This window comes from Acidovorax sp. LjRoot118 (genome assembly GCF_964253575.1).
Lineage (GTDB): Bacteria > Pseudomonadota > Gammaproteobacteria > Burkholderiales > Burkholderiaceae_C > Acidovorax.
In genome coordinates, this window is the sequence record NZ_CAXURB020000001.1 from 4,987,173 (window position 1) to 5,007,515 (window position 20,343).

Annotated in this window: 21 protein-coding genes and 2 tRNA genes; 11 read left to right on the forward strand and 12 right to left on the reverse strand. The window is 66.0% G+C overall.

The window, feature by feature from the left end; translation table 11 throughout:
• Window positions 1-68: 68 nt before the first annotated feature.
• The gene (locus tag ACSQ9E_RS23435) at window positions 69-1,262 is read left to right on the forward strand and encodes an MFS transporter (RefSeq protein ID WP_436219327.1); all 1,194 of its coding nucleotides are present in this window, start codon (window positions 69-71) and stop codon (window positions 1,260-1,262) included.
• Here the strand turns inward: ACSQ9E_RS23435 and hemW are convergent, their stop codons facing one another.
• The 5 genes from hemW to ACSQ9E_RS23460 form a co-directional block, all read right to left on the reverse strand.
• Window positions 1,263-2,540, reverse strand: a complete 1,278-nt coding sequence (gene hemW, locus ACSQ9E_RS23440) for a radical SAM family heme chaperone HemW (RefSeq protein WP_436219328.1) — start codon at window positions 2,538-2,540, stop codon at window positions 1,263-1,265. It lies immediately after the preceding gene.
• An 18-nt stretch (window positions 2,541-2,558) separates the two neighbouring features.
• Window positions 2,559-3,158, reverse strand: coding sequence for an RdgB/HAM1 family non-canonical purine NTP pyrophosphatase (gene rdgB, locus ACSQ9E_RS23445; protein WP_436219329.1), 600 nt, complete (start codon window positions 3,156-3,158; stop codon window positions 2,559-2,561).
• Window positions 3,159-3,213: 55 nt separating this feature from the next.
• Window positions 3,214-3,942: a ribonuclease PH gene (gene rph / locus ACSQ9E_RS23450; protein ID WP_436219330.1), complete on the reverse strand. Its 729-nt coding sequence runs from the start codon at window positions 3,940-3,942 to the stop codon at window positions 3,214-3,216.
• Window positions 3,943-4,083: 141 nt separating this feature from the next.
• Entirely contained in the window at window positions 4,084-4,986 is a 903-nt protein-coding gene (locus ACSQ9E_RS23455; RefSeq protein WP_057205454.1) for a PP2C family protein-serine/threonine phosphatase, read from the reverse strand.
• Window positions 4,987-5,068: 82 nt separating this feature from the next.
• Window positions 5,069-6,085: a serine/threonine protein kinase gene (locus ACSQ9E_RS23460; RefSeq protein ID WP_008905072.1), complete on the reverse strand. Its 1,017-nt coding sequence runs from the start codon at window positions 6,083-6,085 to the stop codon at window positions 5,069-5,071.
• A gap of 75 nt (window positions 6,086-6,160) precedes the next feature.
• Here ACSQ9E_RS23460 and ACSQ9E_RS23465 point away from each other — a divergent pair, with 75 nt between their 5' ends.
• The 7 genes from ACSQ9E_RS23465 (at window position 6,161) to ACSQ9E_RS23495 (ending at window position 12,058) form a co-directional block, all read left to right on the forward strand.
• Entirely contained in the window at window positions 6,161-7,078 is a 918-nt protein-coding gene (locus ACSQ9E_RS23465; protein WP_082604384.1) for a YicC/YloC family endoribonuclease, read from the forward strand.
• An 83-nt stretch (window positions 7,079-7,161) separates the two neighbouring features.
• Window positions 7,162-7,374: an AbrB/MazE/SpoVT family DNA-binding domain-containing protein gene (locus tag ACSQ9E_RS23470; RefSeq protein ID WP_436219331.1), complete on the forward strand. Its 213-nt coding sequence runs from the start codon at window positions 7,162-7,164 to the stop codon at window positions 7,372-7,374.
• A complete protein-coding gene (locus ACSQ9E_RS23475; protein WP_436219332.1) occupies window positions 7,374-7,763 on the forward strand; it encodes a type II toxin-antitoxin system VapC family toxin in 390 nt (129 codons plus the stop codon). The genes ACSQ9E_RS23470 and ACSQ9E_RS23475 overlap by 1 nt, the downstream gene beginning before the upstream one ends.
• A 126-nt stretch (window positions 7,764-7,889) precedes the next feature.
• Complete coding sequence (locus ACSQ9E_RS23480) at window positions 7,890-8,558, forward strand: hypothetical protein (protein WP_436219333.1); 669 nt, start codon at window positions 7,890-7,892, stop codon at window positions 8,556-8,558.
• A gap of 281 nt (window positions 8,559-8,839) precedes the next feature.
• A complete protein-coding gene (gene gmk / locus ACSQ9E_RS23485; RefSeq protein WP_057205460.1) occupies window positions 8,840-9,460 on the forward strand; it encodes a guanylate kinase in 621 nt (206 codons plus the stop codon).
• A 19-nt stretch (window positions 9,461-9,479) separates the two neighbouring features.
• Window positions 9,480-9,683, forward strand: a complete 204-nt coding sequence (rpoZ, locus tag ACSQ9E_RS23490) for a DNA-directed RNA polymerase subunit omega (RefSeq protein ID WP_005794722.1) — start codon at window positions 9,480-9,482, stop codon at window positions 9,681-9,683.
• A 98-nt stretch (window positions 9,684-9,781) separates the two neighbouring features.
• On the forward strand, window positions 9,782-12,058 hold the full coding sequence (locus tag ACSQ9E_RS23495; protein WP_057205462.1) for a RelA/SpoT family protein: 2,277 nt from the start codon (window positions 9,782-9,784) through the stop codon (window positions 12,056-12,058).
• Between the two features lie 26 nt (window positions 12,059-12,084).
• Here ACSQ9E_RS23495 and greB read toward each other — a convergent pair whose 3' ends face one another.
• From greB to hrcA, 7 genes are all read right to left on the reverse strand, one after another.
• Window positions 12,085-12,678, reverse strand: coding sequence for a transcription elongation factor GreB (greB, locus tag ACSQ9E_RS23500; RefSeq protein ID WP_436219334.1), 594 nt, complete (start codon window positions 12,676-12,678; stop codon window positions 12,085-12,087).
• Window positions 12,679-12,730: 52 nt separating this feature from the next.
• Window positions 12,731-12,925, reverse strand: a complete 195-nt coding sequence (locus ACSQ9E_RS23505) for a hypothetical protein (protein WP_157421873.1) — start codon at window positions 12,923-12,925, stop codon at window positions 12,731-12,733.
• On the reverse strand, window positions 12,915-13,244 hold the full coding sequence (locus tag ACSQ9E_RS23510; RefSeq protein ID WP_057265041.1) for a hypothetical protein: 330 nt from the start codon (window positions 13,242-13,244) through the stop codon (window positions 12,915-12,917). The genes ACSQ9E_RS23505 and ACSQ9E_RS23510 overlap by 11 nt, the downstream gene beginning before the upstream one ends.
• Window positions 13,245-13,454: 210 nt before the next feature.
• A tRNA-Arg gene (locus tag ACSQ9E_RS23515) sits at window positions 13,455-13,531 on the reverse strand.
• A 327-nt stretch (window positions 13,532-13,858) separates the two neighbouring features.
• Entirely contained in the window at window positions 13,859-14,920 is a 1,062-nt protein-coding gene (locus tag ACSQ9E_RS23520) for a hypothetical protein (RefSeq protein ID WP_057205470.1), read from the reverse strand.
• 591 nt (window positions 14,921-15,511) lie between these two features.
• Window positions 15,512-15,588: transfer RNA gene (locus tag ACSQ9E_RS23525), tRNA-Ile, on the reverse strand.
• Between the two features lie 52 nt (window positions 15,589-15,640).
• Window positions 15,641-16,639, reverse strand: coding sequence for a heat-inducible transcriptional repressor HrcA (gene hrcA / locus ACSQ9E_RS23530; protein WP_305742642.1), 999 nt, complete (start codon window positions 16,637-16,639; stop codon window positions 15,641-15,643).
• Window positions 16,640-16,839: 200 nt separating this feature from the next.
• On the opposite strand from hrcA, the gene ACSQ9E_RS23535 reads away from it, so the two are divergent.
• Genes ACSQ9E_RS23535 through rapZ form a run of 3 tightly spaced genes read left to right on the forward strand, consistent with a single transcriptional unit; the run spans window position 16,840 to window position 20,340 of the window.
• The gene (locus ACSQ9E_RS23535) at window positions 16,840-17,745 is read left to right on the forward strand and encodes an NAD kinase (protein WP_436219335.1); all 906 of its coding nucleotides are present in this window, start codon (window positions 16,840-16,842) and stop codon (window positions 17,743-17,745) included.
• 2 nt (window positions 17,746-17,747) lie between these two features.
• Window positions 17,748-19,472, forward strand: a complete 1,725-nt coding sequence (recN, locus tag ACSQ9E_RS23540) for a DNA repair protein RecN (protein WP_436219336.1) — start codon at window positions 17,748-17,750, stop codon at window positions 19,470-19,472.
• The gene (gene rapZ / locus ACSQ9E_RS23545) at window positions 19,462-20,340 is read left to right on the forward strand and encodes an RNase adapter RapZ (protein ID WP_436219337.1); all 879 of its coding nucleotides are present in this window, start codon (window positions 19,462-19,464) and stop codon (window positions 20,338-20,340) included. Before recN ends, rapZ begins: the two co-directional genes overlap by 11 nt.
• Window positions 20,341-20,343: the final 3 nt, after the last annotated feature.

The window sequence follows — 20,343 nt, forward strand, 5'->3', positions numbered from 1 at the left end:
CCTGCGGCGCAGCGTTCCCCCGGCTTTTGTTCCCTATTCCTCCCCTTCGCGCCGCAGGTCCCCGCCCGATGCCGCTGCGCTCGTTCACCGCTCCTTCCCCCACTGTCCGCGCCGTTGCCGCGCTGTCGCTCACCCAGCTCATCGGCTGGGGCTCCACCTTCTGGCTGCCGGCGGTCACCGGGCCGGCCATGGCGGCCGAGCTGGGCATGGGCCTGCCACTGGTGATGGCCGGGCCCACGGCCATGCTGGTGGTGATGGCCCTGGCCTCGTGGCCGCTGGGCGCCGTGTTCGAGCGCCATGGCGCGCGCCCGGTGATGGTGCTGGGCTCGCTGCTGGGCGCACTGGGCCTGGCGCTGGTGGGGCTGGCGCAAGGCCCCGTGTCCTACCTGCTGGCGTGGGCGGTGCTGGGCCTGGCCGGCGCCGGCATGCTGAGCACGCCGGCCCAGATCGCGGTGACCGAGATCGCGGGCGACAAGGCGCGCCGGGCGCTGGGTGTGCTGATCCTGGCCGGGGGCCTCACCTCCACCCTCTTCTGGCCGCTCTCGGGGCTGCTGCAGGCCCAGTGGGGCTGGCGCGCGGCGACGCTGGCCTTTGGCGCGCTGGTGCTGCTGGTCTGCCTGCCGCTGCACTGGGCCGTGCTGGCGCGCCGGCCCAGGGGTACCACCGCCACCCAGGTGCCGGCCGAGCCCGTCCCCATCGACCGGCCCCGCTTCGCCCTGCTGGCCGTGGGCTTTGCCGCCAATGGCTTCGTGACCTGGGGCTTTGCGCTCACCATCATCATCCTGTTCGAGGCGTCGGGTCTGAGCCACGCCAGCGCGCTGGCGGCGGCGGCCTTCATCGGCATTGCCCAGTGGGCGGGGCGGCTGTTCGACTTTCTGGGCGGCAGGCGCTGGTCGGGCTTTGCCACGGGCCTGGCTGCAGCGGCGCTGTTTCCGCTGAGCTTCATCGTGCTGATGCTTACCAGCAGCTTCACCGGCGCCCTGCTGTTCGCGCTGGTCTACGGCATGGCGGGCGGCGTCATCGCCGTGAGCCGCGCCACGCTGCCGCTGCTGGTGTTTCCGGCCGCTGCGTATGCGCGCGCGTCGGCGCGGCTGGCCATGCCGCTGAACCTGTCGTTCGCCGCCGCACCGCCGGTGTTCGCCGCCATCCTGACCTCGGCCGGCCCCCATGCGGCGCTGTGGCTGGCCTTCGGCATCTCGCTGGTGGCGCTGGGGGGGCTGTTCGGGCTGTGGCGGCTGCAGGGCGACCGCCGCAGCGCCTGATCAGTCGGCCAGGAACAGCTCCTGCAGGTCGCTCAGAAAGTCGAAGCCCCGCTCAGTGGGCCGCACCTGGCCGCCCGGCTCGCGCACGATCAGGCCCTTGGCCTCGGCCTTGTCCAGCGCCTTGGCGATGGCGGTGACGGGCAGGCCGGTGCGCTCGGTGAAATCCTTGAGCGCGAAGCCCTCGCGCAGGCGCAGGGCGTTGAGCATGTACTCGAACGGCAGGTCGGCGCGGCGCACCTCTTCGTCCTGCGCCACGGCGTGGCCGGCCAGGGCGTTGTCCATGTAGCGGCCCGGGTCGCGAAAGCGCACCTGGCGCACCACGCGGTGGGCAAAGCTGAGCTTGCTGTGCGCGCCCGCGCCAATGCCCAGGTAGTCGCCGAACTGCCAGTAGTTCGTGTTGTGCCAGCACTGGTGGCCGGCCCGCGCATAGGCCGATATCTCGTAGCGCGAAAGCCCCGCCTGGGCTGTCATCTCGGTGATGCGGTCGAGCATGGCGTAGGCCTGGTCGTCCTCGGGGATGGCCGGCGGGTACTTGGCGAAGTAGGTGTTGGGCTCGATGGTGAGGTGGTAGATGGAGATGTGCGGCGGATTCAGCGACAGGGCCAGGGCCATGTCCTCCTCCAGCTCGGCCGGGGTCTGCCCCGGCAGGGCGTACATGATGTCGAGGTTGAAGGTATCGAAGGCCTCGGACGCCTCCTGCACCGCAGCCAGGGCCTGCGCGCGGTCGTGCACGCGGCCCAGGGCTTTCAGGTGCCGGTCGTTGAAGCTCTGCACGCCGATGGACAGGCGCGTGATGCCCGCAGCGCGAAAGGCCTTGAAGCGGTCTTTCTCGAAGGTGCCGGGGTTGGCCTCCATGGTGATCTCGCAATCGGGCTCCAGGCGCAGGCGCGCGCGGATGCCGCCCACCAAGCGGTCGATGGCCGAAGGCGAGAACAGGCTCGGCGTGCCGCCGCCGATGAAGATGCTGTGCACGGTGCGGCCCCAGATCAGGGGCAGCGCGGCCTCCAGGTCAGCCATCAGGGCGTCGATGTAACGCTGCTCGGGCACCTGGCCGGGCGCGGCGTGCCCTGCATCGGCCCCTGCAGCAGCGCCCCGGTACTCGTGCGAGTTGAAGTCGCAGTACGGGCACTTGCGTATGCACCAGGGCAGGTGCACGTACAGCGACAGCGGCGGCAGGCTCTGCAGCTGCAGCAGGCCCGCGCGCATGTAGTGCTGGATGTCACGCACCACGGCGGGCTCGGCCGCCTCGGTGTCGGGGACGATGGGGATGTGGGTCATGGAAATTCGGAGGGGTGCTCAGAACCAGCGCTCGCGCATCAGCGCCAGCATCTGCTGGGCAGATCGGCCGCGGTGGCTGTGGGCGTTCTTCACTTCCACGGGCAGCTCGGCAAAGGTTTTGCCGAACTCGGGGATGAACATCACGGGATCGAACCCGAAGCCGTTGCTTCCGCGCGGCTCGCGCGTGATCTCGCCGACCACGCGGCCCACGGCGATCAGGGGCTCGGGGTCTTCGGGGCTGCGCACCGCCACCAGGGTGCTGACCATGGCGGCGCGGCGCTGGTCGATGTGCTGCATCTGCTCCAGGATGGCGCGCACGTTGGTGTCGTCGCCTTTTTCGTAGCCGAACTGCGTGGCGTAGTAGGCGGTGTCCACCCCCGGCAGGCCGCCGAAGGCGTCCACACACAGGCCGGCATCGTCGGCCAGGGCCGGCAGGCCGGTGTGCGCGGCGGCAAAGCGCGCCTTGGCCAGGGCGTTTTCGACAAAGGTGCGAAACGGCTCCTCGGCCTCGCCCACGCCCAGGTCGCCCTGGCGCACGAGTTCGACCGAGAGCGGTGCCAGCATGGCCTGCAGTTCGGCCAGCTTGCCGCGGTTGTTGGATGCGAGGACCAGTTTCATCGTGAAAAATCGTTGTTGTCAGGGCCGACTAGCGGCCAGCCCGGAGGGAATTGGATCAGTCGCGCAGTGCCTGCTGCTGCAGGGTGATCAGCTCGGCAATGCCCTTTTCGGCCAGGGCCAGCAGCGCATCCATCTCCTTGCGGGTGAAGGCCGCGCCTTCGGCCGTGCCCTGCACTTCCACATAGTGTCCGGCACCGGTCATGACCACGTTCATGTCGGTGTCGCAGCCCACGTCTTCCACGTATTCCAGGTCTAGCAGCGGCGTGCCTTCGACAATGCCCACCGAGATGGCGGCCACGGGCTGCACCAGGGGCGACTTCGTGATCTTGCCGGCGGCCAGCAGCTTGGTGACGGCGTCCTGCGCGGCCACCCAGGCGCCGGTGATGGCGGCGGTGCGGGTGCCGCCGTCGGCCTGGATCACGTCGCAGTCGAGCTGGATGGTGCGCTCGCCCAGCAGCTTCAGATCGAACACGGCGCGCAGGCTGCGGCCGATGAGGCGCTGGATCTCCTGCGTGCGGCCGTTCTGCTTGCCGCGCGCGGCCTCGCGGTCGCTGCGGCTGTGGGTGGCACGCGGCAGCATGCCGTACTCGGCCGTGACCCAGCCTTCGCCGCTGCCGCGCTTGTGCGGGGGCACGCGCTCTTCCACCGATGCGGTGCACAGCACCTTGGTGTTGCCGAACTCGATCAGCACCGAGCCCTCGGCATGCATGGTGTAGTGGCGCGTGATGCGCACGGGGCGCAGCTGGTCGACGGCACGGGCGCCGGTGCGAAGGTAGGTGGTCATGTGAATTTCCGGTGTCAAAAGAAGGCAGTCGCCCGCTGCGCACGCGGGCAGGCCTGCGGGTCAGGTCGGTGCGTCAGCCAGCGGCCGGCCGCACAAGAGCCGTTCTCCACGGCGCCGCACACCGCCCGCAGCCCATGGAACTCAGGTTTTGCGCGCGGCAGAGCGGCGGATGGCTTCGTTGATCTCGGCGATCGAGCGTTCGATGGCGGCGTCGTCCAGGTCGTCCACCAGCCCGTCGAGCGGACCCGCCTGGATGGTAGAGGCGAACACGTCGTCGCTGATGCTGTCGGTGGACACGCCCTGGGTGGACTCGAACGCATCGGGGGTCTCCCATTCGAGCGCCACCACGGTCACGTTGTCGCTGCTGTCACCGGCGGTGCGCAGGGCCTCTTCCACCAGCTCCGGCACGGCGTGCGACACCGTCTGGCGGGCCATCTGCTTGGCGATCTCTTCGTCGCTGAGCGTGCCCCACAGGCCGTCGGAGCACAGCAGGATGCGGTCGCCCTGCTCCAGGTACACCGGGCCGGTGATGTCGTAGATGGGCTTGGTTGGCGAACCCAGGCAGGTGAACAGCACGTTGCGGTTGATGCGCTCAAGCCCCGGCGGCGGGTTGTTGCGCAGCTCCATGTACGAGTGGTCGCGGGTGCGGGTGAGCAGGTCGCCGTCGCGCACCATGTACAGGCGCGAATCGCCGCAGTGGATCCAGGTGGCCGTGCCGGCCTGCAGCACGGCGGCCACCAGCGTGGTGCGCGGCGTGTCGAGCATGCCCTTGTCGGTGGCGTAGCGCAGGATCTGGTGGTGCGCGGCCAGCAGCGCGCCCGAGAGGAACTCCTGCACGTCCTTGAGCTGGGGCTTGGCCTCGCGCTGGAACAGCGCCGAGATGGTCTGCAGCGCGATCTGCGCCGCCACTTCGCCCTCGGGGTGGCCCCCCATGCCGTCGGCCAGGACGAACAGGCCCGATTCGCGCGTGTAGCAATAGCCCATGCGGTCTTCGTTCTTCTCGCGGCCGCCGCGGCGGCTGATCTGGAATACGGAGAACTTCATAGTGGCCCACGCAAACAAGGATGCACCAATGCATCGTTAGTAAATATGCATCCCGCCCGAACCCGCTTTGCGTGGGTGGTTTTCATTTGGGCTTGGCTCCGATACCGGTGGCTTCACCCACCTTCTGAACATTCTTCTTGGTGTCGGACACCAGGGTGTCGAGCTGCAGGCGCATCTTCTCGGCCACCGTGAGCTTGGTGTAGCGGCGCTCGCCTTCGCGGCTGAGCTCCTTTTGCAGGGCGAACACCGACTGCGGGCGCGACAGCGGATCGAGCGCCATGCACCACTCGACCACCTCGATGAGGTTGTCGGAGTACACGCCGCGCAGCTTGGTCAGTGCCAGCGACAGGCGGTCCTTTTCGATGCGCTGGGGCGCCTCGTTGGGCGGAAAGCCCTGCATGCAGGCATAGATGCAGGCGCCGATGGCGTAGATGTCGGTCCACGGGCCCATGGACGAGTCGCGCCGGTACATCTCAGGCGCGGCAAAGCCGGGCGTGTACATGGGGCGGATGAAGTTGCCCTCCTTGGACAGCACCTCGCGCGCGGCGCCGAAGTCGATCATCACCGCCTTGTTGTCGTCGGTGATGAAGATGTTGGCCGGCTTGATATCGAGGTGCAGCATCTTGTGCTGGTGCACGATGCGCAGCCCGCGCAGCACCTCGTCGAACAGCGAGCGGATGGTGGACTCGCGGAACACCTTCTGCGTCTTCAGGTCGCGCGCGGTGATGATGAAGTCCTGCAGGGTGGCGCCCTCCAGGTAGTTCATCACCATGTAGACGGTTTCGTTCTCGCGAAAGAAGTTGAGCACGCTCACCACCGAGGCGTGCGAGATCTGCGCCAGCGCGCGGCCTTCTTCAAAGAAGCTCTTGAGGCCCAGGCGGTAGAGCGAGAGCTTTTCGGACTGCACCTTGGGCAGCAGCTCGCCCGGGGCGCGCGTGGCCAGGGACGAAGGCAGGTATTCCTTGATGGCGACCTGCTGGCCTTCGGCATCGAGGGCCAGATAGACCACACCGAAACCACCGGACGACAACCGACGCACCACACGGTAACCACCAATCGCGGTATCGGGTGGCAAGGGGGCCGGTTTGATTTTTGACATATTTTGCGAAGATGACTCGGGGGTAGGGCGGAACCCGGATAATCGCCGGATCGCAAGCAACCATCAAAAAGTCCAATGCCAGTTTACAGCATGACCGGATACGCCAGCGCGCAGCACGGCACATCCGCCGCTGGCGCTGAAACCGAGGGCCGCGCCACCCAGGCGCGCCGCCTGGGGCTGGAGATCCGCTCGGTCAACAGCCGCTTCCTGGACCTGTCGTTCCGGCTGCCCGACGAATTGCGCGCCATGGAGCCCGCCCTGCGCGCCCTGCTGACCGCGCGCTTGAAACGCGGCAAGGTGGAAGTGCGCGCCGCGCTGGAAAACGAAGACAGCAACACCCTGCAGGACCCCCCTGCCCGGCTGCTGCAGCGCCTGAATTCCCTGCAGGACTCTGTCAAGTCCTGGCTGCCCAACGCCGCGCCCCTGAGCGTGGCCGATGCGCTGCGCCTGTGCGCCAACGCCCATTCGGGCAACGAGGACTGGAGCGAGGCCGTGCCCGCTCTCGCCGAAGAGGCCCTGACCGCGCTGATGTCGGCCCGCGAGCGCGAGGGCAAGCGCCTGGCCGCCATGCTGCTCGACCGCTTGAAGCAGTTGCGCGCCCTGGCTGAGCAGGCCGTGCCCATGGTGCCCCTGTTGGTGGAGCAGCAGCGCCAGCGCTTCATGGAGCGCTGGAAGGAAGCCATGGCCCTGACCGATGGCGCCACCCTGCCAGAGGCCGCCCGCGACCGCGCCCTGACCGAGGCCACGGCCTTCGCCATCCGCATCGACGTGGCCGAGGAGATCACCCGCCTGGACTCCCACCTGGAGGAGATCGAGCGCCTGCTCAAGAAGGGCGGCGAAGTCGGCAAGCGCCTGGACTTCCTCATCCAGGAACTGCACCGCGAGGCCAATACCCTGGGCTCCAAATCGGCCGCCCTGGACCTGACCCGCATCAGCGTGGACATGAAGGTCCTGATCGAGCAGATGCGCGAGCAAGTGCAGAACATCGAGTAAGGCCTTCGCGGTCGCCCGCTGGCGCAAATCCTGCGCATCCAGTATTCTTACCAAAGTCCTATCGATACCGATGAGGTACAAAGATGCCGGTGACCGCGACCCTGTCGAGCAAATTCCAGATCTCCATCCCCAAAGCCGTGCGTGATGAGCAGCATTGGCATGCCGGGCAGGAGTTCGTGTTCATCCCCAAGGGCAAGGGCGTTCTGGTGATGCCCGTGCCGGAGCTTGGCCAATTGGCAGGCATTGCCAAGGGCGCCAATACCGACGGATACCGCGAACGCGAGGACCGGTACTGATGGCGGCGCAGTTGCGCGTGGTCGATACGTCCGCCTGGATTGAATGGCTTACTGGCAGCGTGCTGGGCCAGAAGCTGGGCAGCCAGTTCCCGGAGAGGCCGCAGTGCATTGTGCCGACCATCGTGCAACTCGAACTGTCGAAGTGGCTGGTGCGCGAGGTGGGTGAGGAGCAGGCAGACCAGGTGATTGCCTATACGCAGAAATGCACCGTCGTGCCGCTGGACACCGCCATCGCCCTGCTCGCTGCGGACCTTCACCGCGAACACCGGCTCGCCACGGCCGATGCCATCGTCTACGCCACTGCGCGGCAACAGCGTGCACAACTGTTGACCTGCGATGCGCACTTCAAGGGGTTACCGGACGTGGCGTTCTTTGCCAAGACGGCGTAGGTGCCCCAGTTCATGACTGCAGGTTGAAGGCTGCGGTACCTTCCGAAAATTGCCAGTTCGCCGCAAACTTTTGCCGGCTGCTCGATGTCATACGGATGAGTACAAGTGGGCAGAACATGGGGCTACATGAGTGAAGATGTAGTCACCCAATTCCTCCGATCCCACCAGCACACCTGGCGGCGCATCAGTCGGCACACCCGTGGAGAACACTCTCCCGAGGATGTACAAGCCGAAGCCTGGCTGATGCTCACAACCTTGCGCAACAAGGGTGTCACGCTCGACCTCCAGACGCCCGATCAACAGTCATTGCTGATTTCATACGTATACCAGCATCTTGTTCGATATACCGAGCTGAACGTGCGCAATGCGGTCCGCTTGGATCATTCTCCCAACCCAGAAGGTGGAGAAGCCCATCCCCTGGCACGCCTGTTGGCAACCGACACAAGCTATGACCCCCTCATAGCGCTGATGAATACCGAAGAACAGAGGCAATCAGCGCTGGAGGGCGATCTCAGCGCCCACCAATCACTGACAGCCGCCTACGTCCACTTGCTCCGGCACTTCAACAACCAGATGGAGGCTGTGGCCGACCACCTGATGATTTCGCTGTCGTATTGCTATCGGCGCTGTGCACACGCTCGACTTCTGGCGATTCACCAAGAAGCCCTTCCCGCCGCGGCCATGACCACGGATACAGAATTCGTACCCGGCGCCTGGAGGCATTTCCGGCTATTGCGCCCCCCCATTCAACTGAGCTTCGACTTCGACCTTGAAGTGCATCTATTTACCGATTGACGGCAATTCCCTTCCCCATCGACAAGGCACTTGCCGCGATTTGGCAAACCAGGCGCGAAGGTGGCCGGCATAAAGTACAAAGCAGACAAGGCAGCCAGCTAAAATCCATGCGCTTGCACACTGCCGCGGAGAACGCACTGCCTGGTCTTGCTGCACGGCCAGGCCCTGCAGCACAGTGGCATGAAGATCCATAAGAATCAACGGCCAGGGATTTTCCCTCGCTTCAAGTGCAAGATATCGAACGAAACTCATGTTTTGATAGCGCCTGGCGCACATCACCTATGGACTACCCAGGAAATCTCATCGTAGTGGCAGCCCCCAGCGGCGCCGGCAAATCCAGCCTCGTCAAGGCTCTGCTGGAGCTGGACTCGCACGTCCACCTGTCCATCTCGCACACCACGCGGGCACCGCGCGGCCAGGAAAAGCACGGCCGCGACTATTATTTCGCCTCGCAGTCCGAGTTCGACGCCATGGTCGAGGGCAATGCCTTCGTGGAATGGGCGCATGTGCACGGCAACCGCTATGGCACCTCCAAGAAGGCCATCGAGGAGCGCATTGCCCAGGGCTCGGACGTGATCCTGGAAATCGATTTCCAGGGCGCACTGCAGATCAAGGAGGCGTTTGCCAATGCGCTCCTGGTCTTCATCCTGCCGCCGAGCTGGGAAGAGCTGCGCTCGCGCCTGGAACGCCGCGGCGAGGACTCTCCGGATGTCATCGAAGTCCGCCTCAGGAACGCGGCTACCGAGATGGCACAGGTCAGCAAATTCGACTTCGTTATAATCAATGAGTTGTTTGAGCGCGCGCTTTTCGACCTGAAAGCCGTCGTGCACGCCCAGCGCCTGAAGTACGCCGCCCAGCGACGCGCCCGTGCTGACACCTTCCAGTCGCTCAATATCACCTGAATCCCCGGAGTACCCACCGATGGCACGCATCACCGTAGAAGACTGTCTGGAAAAGATCCCCAACCGCTTTCAGCTCGTGCTGGCCGCCACTTACCGCGCCCGCATGCTGAGCCAGGGCCATGCCCCGCGCATCGAAAGCCGCAACAAACCCGCCGTGACCGCCCTGCGCGAGATCGCCGAAGGCAAGGTCGGCCTGGAAATGCTCAAGAAGGTTCCTGGTTGAGTCTTTCTCCGGGCACCGGCCCCCGAGAGCACCGCTTTCATGCGGTGCTTTTTTTTTCCTCGGCGACCCGTATTGCGCACCCGCGCTACATTTAAGGCATGAACGCGGTGTTCAACACTCCTTCGGCAGCAGCGCATGCCCGGCCTGGCGACACCCACGCGCCAGTCAGTGCATCTGCGGCAGCGGCCAATGCAGCGGCCGCCAGCTTTGCCGCGCTCACCGATAACCTCGACTATCTGGACGCCCATAGCATCGAGCAGGTGCGCCAGGCCTACCGCTTCGCCGACGAGGCCCACCTGGGCCAGCTGCGCAACAGCGGCGAGCCCTACATCACCCACCCCATCGCGGTGGCCGCCCAGTGCGCCACCTGGAAGCTCGACGCCCAGGCCCTGATGGCGGCGCTGCTGCACGACGCCATGGAAGACTGCGGCGTCACCAAGGTGGACCTGATCGAGCGCTTTGGCGCGCCGGTGGCCGAGCTGGTCGATGGACTGACCAAGCTCGACAAGCTGCAGTTCAACACCCGCGAGGAAAACCAGGCCGAGTCGTTTCGCAAGATGCTGCTGGCCATGGCGCGCGACGTGCGCGTCATCCTCATCAAGCTGGCCGACCGCACGCACAACATGCGCACGCTGTCGGACATGCCGCGCAGCAAGTGGGGCCGCATCTCGTCCGAAACGCTGGAGATCTACGCCCCCATCGCCCACCGCCTGGGGCTGAACCAGACCTACCGCGAGCTGCAGGACCTGTCGTTCCGCCACCTGCACCCCTGGCGCTATGCCACGCTGGCCAAGGCGGTGAACAAATCGCGCAACCGCCGCCGCGACCTGGTGCAGAAAGTGCAAGCCGAGGTGGACGCCGCCTTTTCGCGCATCGGCATGCAGGTGCGCCTGGCCGGCCGCGAAAAAACGCTCTACGCCATCTACCAGAAGATGGACCAGAAGCACCTGAGCTTTGCCCAAGTGACGGATATGTACGGCTTTCGCGTCATCGTGCCCACGGTGACCGACTGCTACACGGCCCTTGGCGTGCTGCACCAGATGTACAAGCCGGTGCCAGGCAAGTTCAAGGACCACATCGCGATTGCCAAGCTCAATGGCTACCAGTCGCTGCACACCACGCTGGTGGGCCCCTCGGGCGTGAACATCGAGTTCCAGATGCGCACCGACGAGATGCATGTCATCGCCGAGGCCGGCGTGGCCGCGCACTGGCTGTACAAGGCACAGGACGGCGACGGCACCTCGGCCGAGCGCCTTGGCACCAAGTGGCTGCAGTCGCTGCTCGACATCCAGAACGAGACGCGCGACGCCGCCGAGTTCTGGGACCACGTGAAGGTGGACCTGTTCCCCGACGCGGTCTACGTGTTCACCCCCAAGAGCCAGATCATGGCCCTGCCGCGGGGTGCGACGGTGGTGGATTTTGCCTACGCCATCCACAGCAACGTGGGCGACCGCACCACGGCCGCCAAGATCAACAACGAGCAGGTGCCGCTGCGCACCGAGCTCAAGAACGGCGACGTGGTGGAGATCATCACCGCCCCCATCTCCACCCCCAACCCGGCGTGGCTGGGCTTTGTGCGCACGGGGCGCGCGCGCTCCAAGATCCGCCACTACCTCAAGACCCTGGCGCATGCCGAGTCCGAGGGCCTGGGCGAGAAGCTGCTGACCCAGGCCATCCGCTCCGAAGGCCTGGAGCAGCTGCCCCCGGTGAATGCCGAAACCCAGCCCATGTGGGACAAGCTGCTGCGCTTCACGGGCAACCGCACGCGCAGCGAGCTCATGACCGACCTGGGCCTGGGCAAGCGCATCGCCAGCATCGTGGCCAAGCGGCTCATGGTGCTGATGAGCGAGCACGGCCACCGGCCCGACGCGCTGCTGCTCAGCCGCGAGCGCTACACCTCGCATGAGCGGCTGTCGCAGGGCGCCGTCACCCTGGACGGCAGCGAGAACGCATCGGTGCAGTACGCCCACTGCTGCCGCCCCGTGCCGGGCGATGCCATCGTGGGCTACCTGGGCCGGGGCGAGGGCCTGGTGGTGCACAACACCCACTGCGCGGTGGCCAAGCGCTTGCAGCACAAGGACAGCGAGCGCTTCATCGCCGTGGACTGGGCCGACGAGCCCGTGCGCATGTTCGAGACCGGCATCGTCGTCACCATCACCAACAGCAAGGGCGTGCTGGCCCGCGTGGCCGCCGACCTGGCCAGTGCCGAGGCAGACATCACCCACGTGGACATGGACGACGAAGTGGCGCTGGACACCACCGACCTGCGCTTCATCGTCGCCGTGCGCGACCAGGCCCATATCGAAGCCGCCCTGCGCAACCTGCGCCGCACCCCGGCGGTCATCCGCGCCAGCCGCATCACTCCGGCAGCCTGAACCTCGCTGGCGCTGCGATTCGGCGGTCAGGAGGCCGTTGCATCCTGCGCCAGAGGCGGGGGATCGTGCCGCTCGTAGCGCACCTCCAGCACCTCCAGCGAACGCACGCCGCCCGGCGTGGGCAAAGGCACCTCGTCACCCACCCGGCTCTTGAGCAGGGCGCGCGCCACGGGCGACACCCAGCTCACCTGGCCCTGGCCGCTGTCGGCCTCGTCGATGCCCATGATGGTGATGGTGCTCGTGGCGTCTTCCTCGTCCACATAGGTCACGGTGGCGCCGAAGAACACCTGGTCGCTGCCGGCATGGACCAGTGGGTCCACCACCTCGGCCACCTCCAGCCGCTTGGTGAGAAAGCGGATGCGCCGGTCGATCTCGCGCAGGCGCTTCTTGCCGTAGAGGTAGTCGCCATTTTCCGAGCGGTCGCCGTTGCTGGCCGCCCAGTGCACCACCTCGACGATCTTCGGGCGCTCGTTGTCGATCAGGTCCAGCAGCTCGCCGCGCAGCCGCGCATAGCCCGCAGGCGTCATGTAGTTGCGCGACCCGGCAGGAATGGGAGGCAGCGCCGGCCCTTCGTCGTCATCGGCCTGCGTGTCGGATTCCTTGGTGAAAGCCTTGCTCATGGTGGCATGTTACCTGCGCCGCGGCGTGGACCGCCGCGCGCCTTGGCGTCCCTCAGGTCCTGGGGGGCTTGCCCACGGGGTCGTCGGCTTCGTTCTCCACTTCGCCCGCAAAAGCCCCGGCCCCGTCTGGCGATGGCACCGTGCCGGGTTGCTGCCGGGGCGGGGAAGGATGCGGTGCACTGACGAATGGCCTGGGCAGGTGCTCGGGCGCGCGGTGCTGCGGATGGTCCTTGGGATCAGTGGCCATGGTGGTCAGCTCCCCGGGGGGACATCTCTTCGGCTACCGACACACCTTCACCCGACGCGGAAGTCACTGTCTCCCACACCAGTCCCAGCGCCCGGCATTGCAGGTGCAGTTCCTCGGTGGCGACATCGCACTCCTGCGCATCGAACCGGAGCGTGGCCACCAGCCGGTCACCGCCGCGCAGCAACACTTCGTAGCCCCGGCCCTCCTGATCTGTCCAACTGAAGAGTACAGCTTCCGCATCCGCCTCCACCGGTGTGGAGGCGAGGCGCTCGGATCCAGGATCGCGCTGGAACTGGCAGGTGACGGCGTGGGCGGGCATGGCTGTGGGAGGCGGAGTTCTTTGCAGTGAACTCTGCCCCACAGGGTGCGCCGGCCGGAGCGGGTGACGTGTAGGAAGACGGCGTGAGGTGCGTGCGAAAAGAGCGAGGCCCCTCCAAGGCCCCCCGGCGGCATCTGGCCAGATGCGGCATGAGAGCAGGACCCACCAAGGAAAAAGCCCTGATACCTTGCGATATCAGGGCTTACCTGTTGGTGCGGCTGGCAGGAATTGAACCCACGACCCCTTGGTTCGTAGCCAAGTACTCTATCCAACTGAGCTACAGCCGCTAAGCTTCAAATTATAGCATGGATTTTTCAACATTTCAAAAAATCACTGCTTTCTGTGTTCGCCACCAGAAAGATCCCAAGGCTTTCACAGAACTCGTCTGCTGCCTGTATTGTAGTGCACCCCGGAGGTGCCTTCAGGCAAAAACGCCAAATTTATTGGCCTGCCGCCCCGCATGGGTCTGCGCCGCGCCCTGCTGCAGTGCCGCGCTTGCACCAAGCCTGCACTGAGCGTTGCCGCCCTGCCCCCCCCTGCTCGGCAGTCCCATGCAAAAAGGCCCCGAAGGGCCTTTGCGGAACCAGGTGAGCGGCGCGCCTGCGCCGACCGATTTACTGGGGCCAGATCTTGCCCTTGCTCACAAAAGCGCCGGTGCTGGTCTTGTAGCCGAAATACACCTCGACATTGAAGGCGCGCAGGTCCGTGTCCGTCAGGTCCAGCGAGGGCGTGAATTTCAAGCTCGTGGCGTTGGTGCCCAGACTCGAGTAAGCCACCGTCTCAGGAAACGGCAACACCAGTTGGGCCCAGCCATCGACCTTGCGGAAGAACCAGACATCCGTCGTGTAGAAAAGGCCGTTGGCGGGAATGCGTGCGGCAACCCAGGTGCTGATCTGCGGATTGGCAGCGACCTCAGTGGCCGACTGGGTCATCGTGATGTCCAGCCTGAGGGGCTGGCCGGTGGTGGAGAGCACCGAGGTGGTGACCGTCGTGCCGGTAACCGGTGGATTGGTGGTGCCACCACCACCGCCAGGGCTTGCGGCGTCAACGGGGTCTGGAAAGGCGCTGGTGGTCCAGGAGATCTTGGCGTAGCCGGCCGCGTACTTGGGCATGTCGACGTCGAGGGCACCCTGGTAGTCGTAGAGCGCGGAGCCGCTCAGCTGGCGCACGTAGAGCCACTTGCCCTGGTCGGTGCTGCTGCGGTTGGCATCGAGCTGGCCGCCCACGAAGCGCAGGGTGCCACCACCGTCGTGCACGACGAAATGATCGACGTCTTCATTGACCAGGCGTGTGAACGAGGAGTCGATGCGCTCGCCGGTCTGTGCCGCTTGGTACTCACTACCGCTCAGGGCGGCGACTCGGGTCGGCTCCTTGCCGTAGCGCAGCACGAAGGCCGACTGGGTGCCTTGGGCCGCATAGCCCGAGAACAGGAATGAACGGGTGCCTGCGGGAATGAAGATCTTGAATTCCTGGTTCTGCATCTGGAAACCAGTGAACTCAGGCAGGGACAGCGATCCGCCGCCAGGGAAAGCGCAGCCGCCGGTGCCAAAACCGATGGCGCAGCCCGTCACGCCGGTAGGAGCGTATTGCTCCTTGAAGCCGACCTTGGTGTCGAAGGTATAGCCGCTGCTGCCGGACGACAGAGACAGGGCAATTCTGTGTGCAGACTGGTGCATCGAAACGAAGTTTGCAGCCTGGGCAAACGTGGTCACTGCAGCTAAAAACAAAACAATTAGATACCGCATCGAATGGACTCCAAAAATAAAAATGGCTGAGCAGTGTCGGCAGGCTCCATTCGGCACACCCACCCCCTCGCAGACCAGGACGACCCAACCCTCGTGCTGGCACAGGCAGCGACGCCCCAGCGCCCTGGCCAGTCCAAGGCTTGCAAGAAGCGTGACATCGCGTGTCCTTGAATGTATCGATGACTTGGTGTCGTCGCAGTGACGTGGAGCACAAGTTACATGCGGACACCCGATCGGCGCAAAGTCCTACAAGACATAGTTTGCCAGCGCAGGCCATGGAAAAGGGCAAGGCCGACATCAGATGAGGGCTTCCCACGCCAAGGTGGCCGCCGGGGCCGATGGCGACACCGGAACGAAGCCCGCACAGGCCATGTTGGGGCTTACCACAGCGGCCAGGCGGCCGACGGCATCCGTCACAAGGCAAGGCGGCACGTGAAGCCGTCGAAACAGGTTTTGCGGAACAGCCCCTGTTTTGCGGAACAAAACGCTCCGAAAACAATAGCAGAAAACCTAAACGGGATATGGTAGGGCGTGAGGGACTTGAACCCGCGACCAAAGGATTATGAGTCCTCTGCTCTAACCAACTGAGCTAACGCCCCGTGTACCTGACCGAAGATGGGGCACGCGGTATTGTAGGGGGTATCCAGGCGCTCAGCGGCGGTGGCTGAGGGCGTTGGACACCAGCTTGGAGGTGATGTCCACGATCTGGATCATGCGGTCGTAGGGCATGCGCGTGGGGCCGATCACGCCGAGCGTGCCGACCACCTTGCCATCCACCTCGTAGGGAGAGCTCACGATGGAGAGTTCCTCGAAGGGCACGACCTGGCTTTCGCCACCGATGTAGATGCGCACGCCCTCGGCCTGGCTGGAAAAATCCATCAGGCGCAGGATCTGCGTCTTCTGCTCGAAGAGGTCGAAGGCGCGGCGCAGGTTGCCCATGTCGCTGGAAAAATCGCTTACCGACAGCAGGTTGCGCTCCCCGGAGATGACCACCTCGTCCTGCGCCTCGCCTTCGGAACCCACGTTGACGGCGGCCTGCATCAGCGTGCCGATCTCGCCGCGCAGCGCGTCAACCTCGGATTTGAGGCGCTCGCGCACCTGCTCCATGGCCAGGCCGGCGTAGTTGGCGTTGAGGAAATTGGCGGCCTCGATCAACTGCGACTGGGAGTGGTCGATGTCGGTGAAGATCACGCGGTTCTGCACGTCGCCCTCGGGCGAGACGATGATCACCAGGAAACGCCGCTCCGACAGCCTTAGGAATTCGATGTGCCGGAACACCGAGGTGCGCCGTGGCGCCATCACCACACCCACGAACTGCGACAGGTTGGACAGCAGGTTGGCGGCGTTGGCGATCACCTTCTGCGGCTGCTCAGGCGCCAGCGGCGGTGAAATCAAAGGGTCACGCTGCACGGTCAACATGGTGTCCACGAACAGGCGGTAGCCCTTGGCCGTGGGAATGCGCCCCGCTGAGGTGTGCGGGCTGGCGATCAGGCCCAGCTCTTCGAGGTCGGCCATCACGTTGCGGATGGTCGCCGGCGACAGGTCCATGCCGGAAGCGCGCGAGAGCGTGCGCGAGCCGATGGGCTGCCCATCGGCTATGTATCGCTCCACGAGCGCTTTGAGCAACAACTTGGCGCGGTCATCGAGCATGCGGTCGATTTTAATGAGGGAAGTGGGTGATTCCCTGTCGGGTTTCGTCTATCGTTGTACGGAGCAGTCCGCATGGAATGCACTAGCATTAAACACCCTGTACGGCCTGGGCCGTTCGTACGGTGCCTTCCCGGCCAATGGTGGCGCACGCAAGGCCCCGCCCAAGCCCCGTGTTCTTACAACAATGATGTAATTTGACGATGACCTCCAATTTCAGCCATGTAGCGCTCATCGGCAAGTACCAGCAGGCATCGGGCACGGGTGCCTCCTCCATGACCGACAGTTCGCGCCAGGCCTTGCAGGACATTGCGCAGTTCCTCACGGGTCAGGGCTGCGAGGTGGCGCTGGAGGCCGAGACCGCCGCCAACACCGGCCTGTCCGGCTACCCCGCCATGGACGTGGACACCATCGGGGCCCGCTGCGATCTGGGCCTGGTGGTGGGCGGCGACGGCACCATGCTGGGCATCGGAAGGCAGTTGGCGCGCCACAGGACGCCGCTGATCGGCATCAACCAGGGGCGACTGGGATTCATCACCGACATCCCCTTCGACACCTACCAGGCCACCCTGCCCCCGATGCTGCACGGCGAGTACGAGGAAGACCTGCGCCCGCTGATGCACGCCCGCGTGGTGCGCGACGGCCAGGTGGTCTTCGAGGCGCTGGCCATGAACGACGTGGTGGTGAACCGGGGCGCCACCTCGGGCATGGTGGAGCTGCGCGTGGAAGTGGGCGGCCGCTTCGTGGCCAACCAGCGGGCCGATGGCCTGATCATCGCCTCGCCCACGGGCTCCACGGCCTACGCGCTGTCGGCCGGCGGCCCCATGCTGCACCCCTCCATCCCCGGCTGGGTGCTGGTGCCCATCGCACCGCACACCTTGTCCAACCGGCCAATCGTGCTCTCGGACGCCACCGAGATCGCCGTCGAGGTGGTCAGCGGCCGCGACGTGAGCGCCAATTTCGACATGCAGTCGCTGGCCTCGCTGCTGCACGGCGACCGCATCCTGGTGCAGCGCTCCGAACACTGCGTGCGATTTCTGCACCCGCTGGGCTGGAACTACTTTGCCACCCTGCGCAAGAAGCTGCGCTGGAACGAAGGGGGCTCCTGACCATGGCCCTGAGGCGCATCACGCTGCGTGATTTCGTCATCGTCCAATCGCTGGAGCTGGAGCTGCAGAGTGGCTTCACCGTGCTCACCGGCGAGACCGGCGCCGGCAAGTCCATCCTCATCGACGCCGTGCAGTTGGTACTCGGCGCCCGGGCCGATGCCGCGCTGGTGCGCGAAGGCTGCCCCCGCACCGACGTGTGTGCCGAATTCGACACACCGCCCGCCGCCAGGCCCTGGCTCGAAGAAGCCGGGCTGGAGGGCGAGGAACTGCTGCTGCTGCGCCGCACCGTGGACACCCAGGGCAAGAGCCGCGGCTGGATCAACGGCACGCCCGCCACCGCTACGCAACTGCGCGCGCTCGGTGAGCTGCTGCTCGACATCCACGGCCAACATGCCTGGCAGAGCCTGACGCGGCCCGAATCGGTGCGCGGCCTGCTCGACGCCTACGCGGGCACCAGCGACCGGGCGACGCTTGCGCGCTGGAACCAGTGGCGGGCAGACCAGAAGGCCCTGGCCCTGGCCCGCGCCGCCCAGGCCACCCTGCAGCAGGAACGCGAACGCCTGCAGTGGCAGATCGCCGAGGTCGACAAGCTGGCCCCAGGCGATGAAGAGTGGCCCGAGCTCGACGCGCAGCACAAGCGCCTGTCCAATGCCTCGGCGCTGATGGATGCGGCCAACGCCGCCATCGCCGCCTTGTCCGGCGACGATGGCGGCGGTGCGCTGGAAGGCCTCTCCCGCGCGCAGGACCTGCTGCAGGACCACGAGCACCTCGAAGCCGAATTCGCCAGCGCCGCCGATATCCTCAACTCCGCCGTGGCGCAGGCCGGCGATGTGGTGCATTCGCTGCACGCCTACCTGCGCCACAACGACCTGGACCCCGAGCGCCTGGCCGCCGTGGATGCGCGCCTGTCGCTGTGGATGACGCTCTCGCGGCGCTACAAGCGCAGCCCAGTGGAGCTGCCCGCATTGCTGCACGGCTGGAAGGCCGAGCTGCAGCAGCTCGACGCCGCAGCCGACCTGGTGGCCCTGGAAAAGGCCGAAACCGCCAGCGCCCGTGCCTACCAGGCCGCCGCGCGCGCCCTGTCGCTGGCGCGGGCCAAGGGCGCCCCCCGGCTGTCGGCCGCCATCACCCAGGCCATGCAGGGCCTGGGCATGGCCGGCGGCCAGTTCGAGGTGGCCCTGGGCAAGCTGGCCGAGCCTGCCGCCCATGGCACGGACGATGTGGCCTTCCTCGTGGCGGGCCACCCGGGCGCAAGCCCCAGGCCCATCGGCAAGGTGGCCTCGGGCGGTGAACTGTCGCGCATATCGCTGGCGATCTCGGTCACCACCAGCGCCCTGGGCGAGGCGCCCACACTGATCTTCGACGAGGTGGACTCGGGCGTGGGTGGGACCGTGGCTGACACCGTGGGCCGGCTCATGCAGCAACTGGGGCGCGACCGCCAGGTGCTCACCGTGACCCACCTGCCCAAGGTGGCCGCGCGCGCCGACCACCACCTGGTGGTCTCCAAGCGCAGCGGCGCCAAGGGCACGGCCAGCCAGGTGGTGGCCGTGCAGGGCAAGGACCGCATCTCCGAAGTGGCCCGCATGCTGGGCGGCGACGATTCCAGCAAGGCCACCGTGGCCCACGCGCGCGAGATGCTCGATGTCGCTCCGCCACCGGCGCCAGTTGCGCCGCCCGCCCGCAGCCCCAAGAGGAAGAACACGAAAAAGGCAACCGATGGCGCTTGAGATTGTGCTGATCACGGGCATGTCCGGCTCCGGCAAGTCGGTGGCACTGCATGCCCTGGAGGATGCGGGCTACTACTGCGTTGACAACCTGCCGCCCGAGCTGCTGCCGGCCTTCGTGGCGCTGGAGCACCGCCACCACGGCAACCGGGTTGCCATCGCGATGGACGTGCGCAGCGCCACCTCCCTGCCACTGGTGCCGCTGGAGCTTGACCGACTGCGCAAGCAGGGCGTGGTGGTGCACTCGCTGTTCCTCGATGCGACCATCGACACGCTGGTGCGGCGTTTTTCCGAAACGCGCCGGCGCCACCCGTTGTCGCACGACGAACTGACCCAGGACACCCTCAAGCAGGGCCGGCGCGCGCTGGTGCAGATCATCGAGCTCGAGCGCGAGCTGCTGGCCGACCTGCGCGAGGAGGCGCACGTCATCGACACCAGCGCCATTCGCTCCTCACAACTGCAAAGTTACGTAAAGACGCTGATGGCGACGGCGCCAGGGCAGCTGACCCTGGTGTTCCAGTCGTTCGCCTTCAAGCGCGGCATACCGGTGGATGCGGACTACGTGTTCGACGTGCGCATGCTGCCCAACCCGCACTACGAGCCTGAGCTGCGCGACCAGACGGGGCTGGACGCGCCGGTGGCCGACTTCCTGCGCGCGCAGCCGGACGTGTCGCTGATGCAGGGGCACATCGAGGGCTTCCTGGCCCACTGGCTGGAGATGCTGGACCGCAACCACCGCAGCTATGTCACCGTGGCGATCGGCTGCACCGGTGGGCAGCACCGCTCGGTGTACTTGGTGGAGCGCCTGGCCGAGGCCTTTGGCAAGCGCTGGGCCACCCTGCGACGCCACCGCGAACTCGACGGGCGCTGAGCG

Bases quoted from the DNA above. Each gene is read 5' to 3' on its own strand.
- ACSQ9E_RS23435 (WP_436219327.1), top strand. From the start codon at position 69: ATGCCGCTGCGCTCGTTCACCGCTCCTTCCCCCACTGTCCGCGCCGTT.
- hemW (WP_436219328.1), bottom strand. From the start codon at position 2,540: ATGACCCACATCCCCATCGTCCCCGACACCGAGGCGGCCGAGCCCGCC.
- rdgB (WP_436219329.1), bottom strand. From the start codon at position 3,158: ATGAAACTGGTCCTCGCATCCAACAACCGCGGCAAGCTGGCCGAACTG.
- rph (WP_436219330.1), bottom strand. From the start codon at position 3,942: ATGACCACCTACCTTCGCACCGGCGCCCGTGCCGTCGACCAGCTGCGC.
- ACSQ9E_RS23455 (WP_057205454.1), bottom strand. From the start codon at position 4,986: ATGAAGTTCTCCGTATTCCAGATCAGCCGCCGCGGCGGCCGCGAGAAG.
- ACSQ9E_RS23460 (WP_008905072.1), bottom strand. From the start codon at position 6,085: ATGTCAAAAATCAAACCGGCCCCCTTGCCACCCGATACCGCGATTGGT.
- ACSQ9E_RS23465 (WP_082604384.1), top strand. From the start codon at position 6,161: ATGCCAGTTTACAGCATGACCGGATACGCCAGCGCGCAGCACGGCACA.
- ACSQ9E_RS23470 (WP_436219331.1), top strand. From the start codon at position 7,162: ATGCCGGTGACCGCGACCCTGTCGAGCAAATTCCAGATCTCCATCCCC.
- ACSQ9E_RS23475 (WP_436219332.1), top strand. From the start codon at position 7,374: ATGGCGGCGCAGTTGCGCGTGGTCGATACGTCCGCCTGGATTGAATGG.
- ACSQ9E_RS23480 (WP_436219333.1), top strand. From the start codon at position 7,890: ATGAGTGAAGATGTAGTCACCCAATTCCTCCGATCCCACCAGCACACC.
- gmk (WP_057205460.1), top strand. From the start codon at position 8,840: ATGGACTACCCAGGAAATCTCATCGTAGTGGCAGCCCCCAGCGGCGCC.
- rpoZ (WP_005794722.1), top strand. From the start codon at position 9,480: ATGGCACGCATCACCGTAGAAGACTGTCTGGAAAAGATCCCCAACCGC.
- ACSQ9E_RS23495 (WP_057205462.1), top strand. From the start codon at position 9,782: ATGAACGCGGTGTTCAACACTCCTTCGGCAGCAGCGCATGCCCGGCCT.
- greB (WP_436219334.1), bottom strand. From the start codon at position 12,678: ATGAGCAAGGCTTTCACCAAGGAATCCGACACGCAGGCCGATGACGAC.
- ACSQ9E_RS23505 (WP_157421873.1), bottom strand. From the start codon at position 12,925: ATGGCCACTGATCCCAAGGACCATCCGCAGCACCGCGCGCCCGAGCAC.
- ACSQ9E_RS23510 (WP_057265041.1), bottom strand. From the start codon at position 13,244: ATGCCCGCCCACGCCGTCACCTGCCAGTTCCAGCGCGATCCTGGATCC.
- ACSQ9E_RS23520 (WP_057205470.1), bottom strand. From the start codon at position 14,920: ATGCACCAGTCTGCACACAGAATTGCCCTGTCTCTGTCGTCCGGCAGC.
- hrcA (WP_305742642.1), bottom strand. From the start codon at position 16,639: ATGCTCGATGACCGCGCCAAGTTGTTGCTCAAAGCGCTCGTGGAGCGA.
- ACSQ9E_RS23535 (WP_436219335.1), top strand. From the start codon at position 16,840: ATGACCTCCAATTTCAGCCATGTAGCGCTCATCGGCAAGTACCAGCAG.
- recN (WP_436219336.1), top strand. From the start codon at position 17,748: ATGGCCCTGAGGCGCATCACGCTGCGTGATTTCGTCATCGTCCAATCG.
- rapZ (WP_436219337.1), top strand. From the start codon at position 19,462: ATGGCGCTTGAGATTGTGCTGATCACGGGCATGTCCGGCTCCGGCAAG.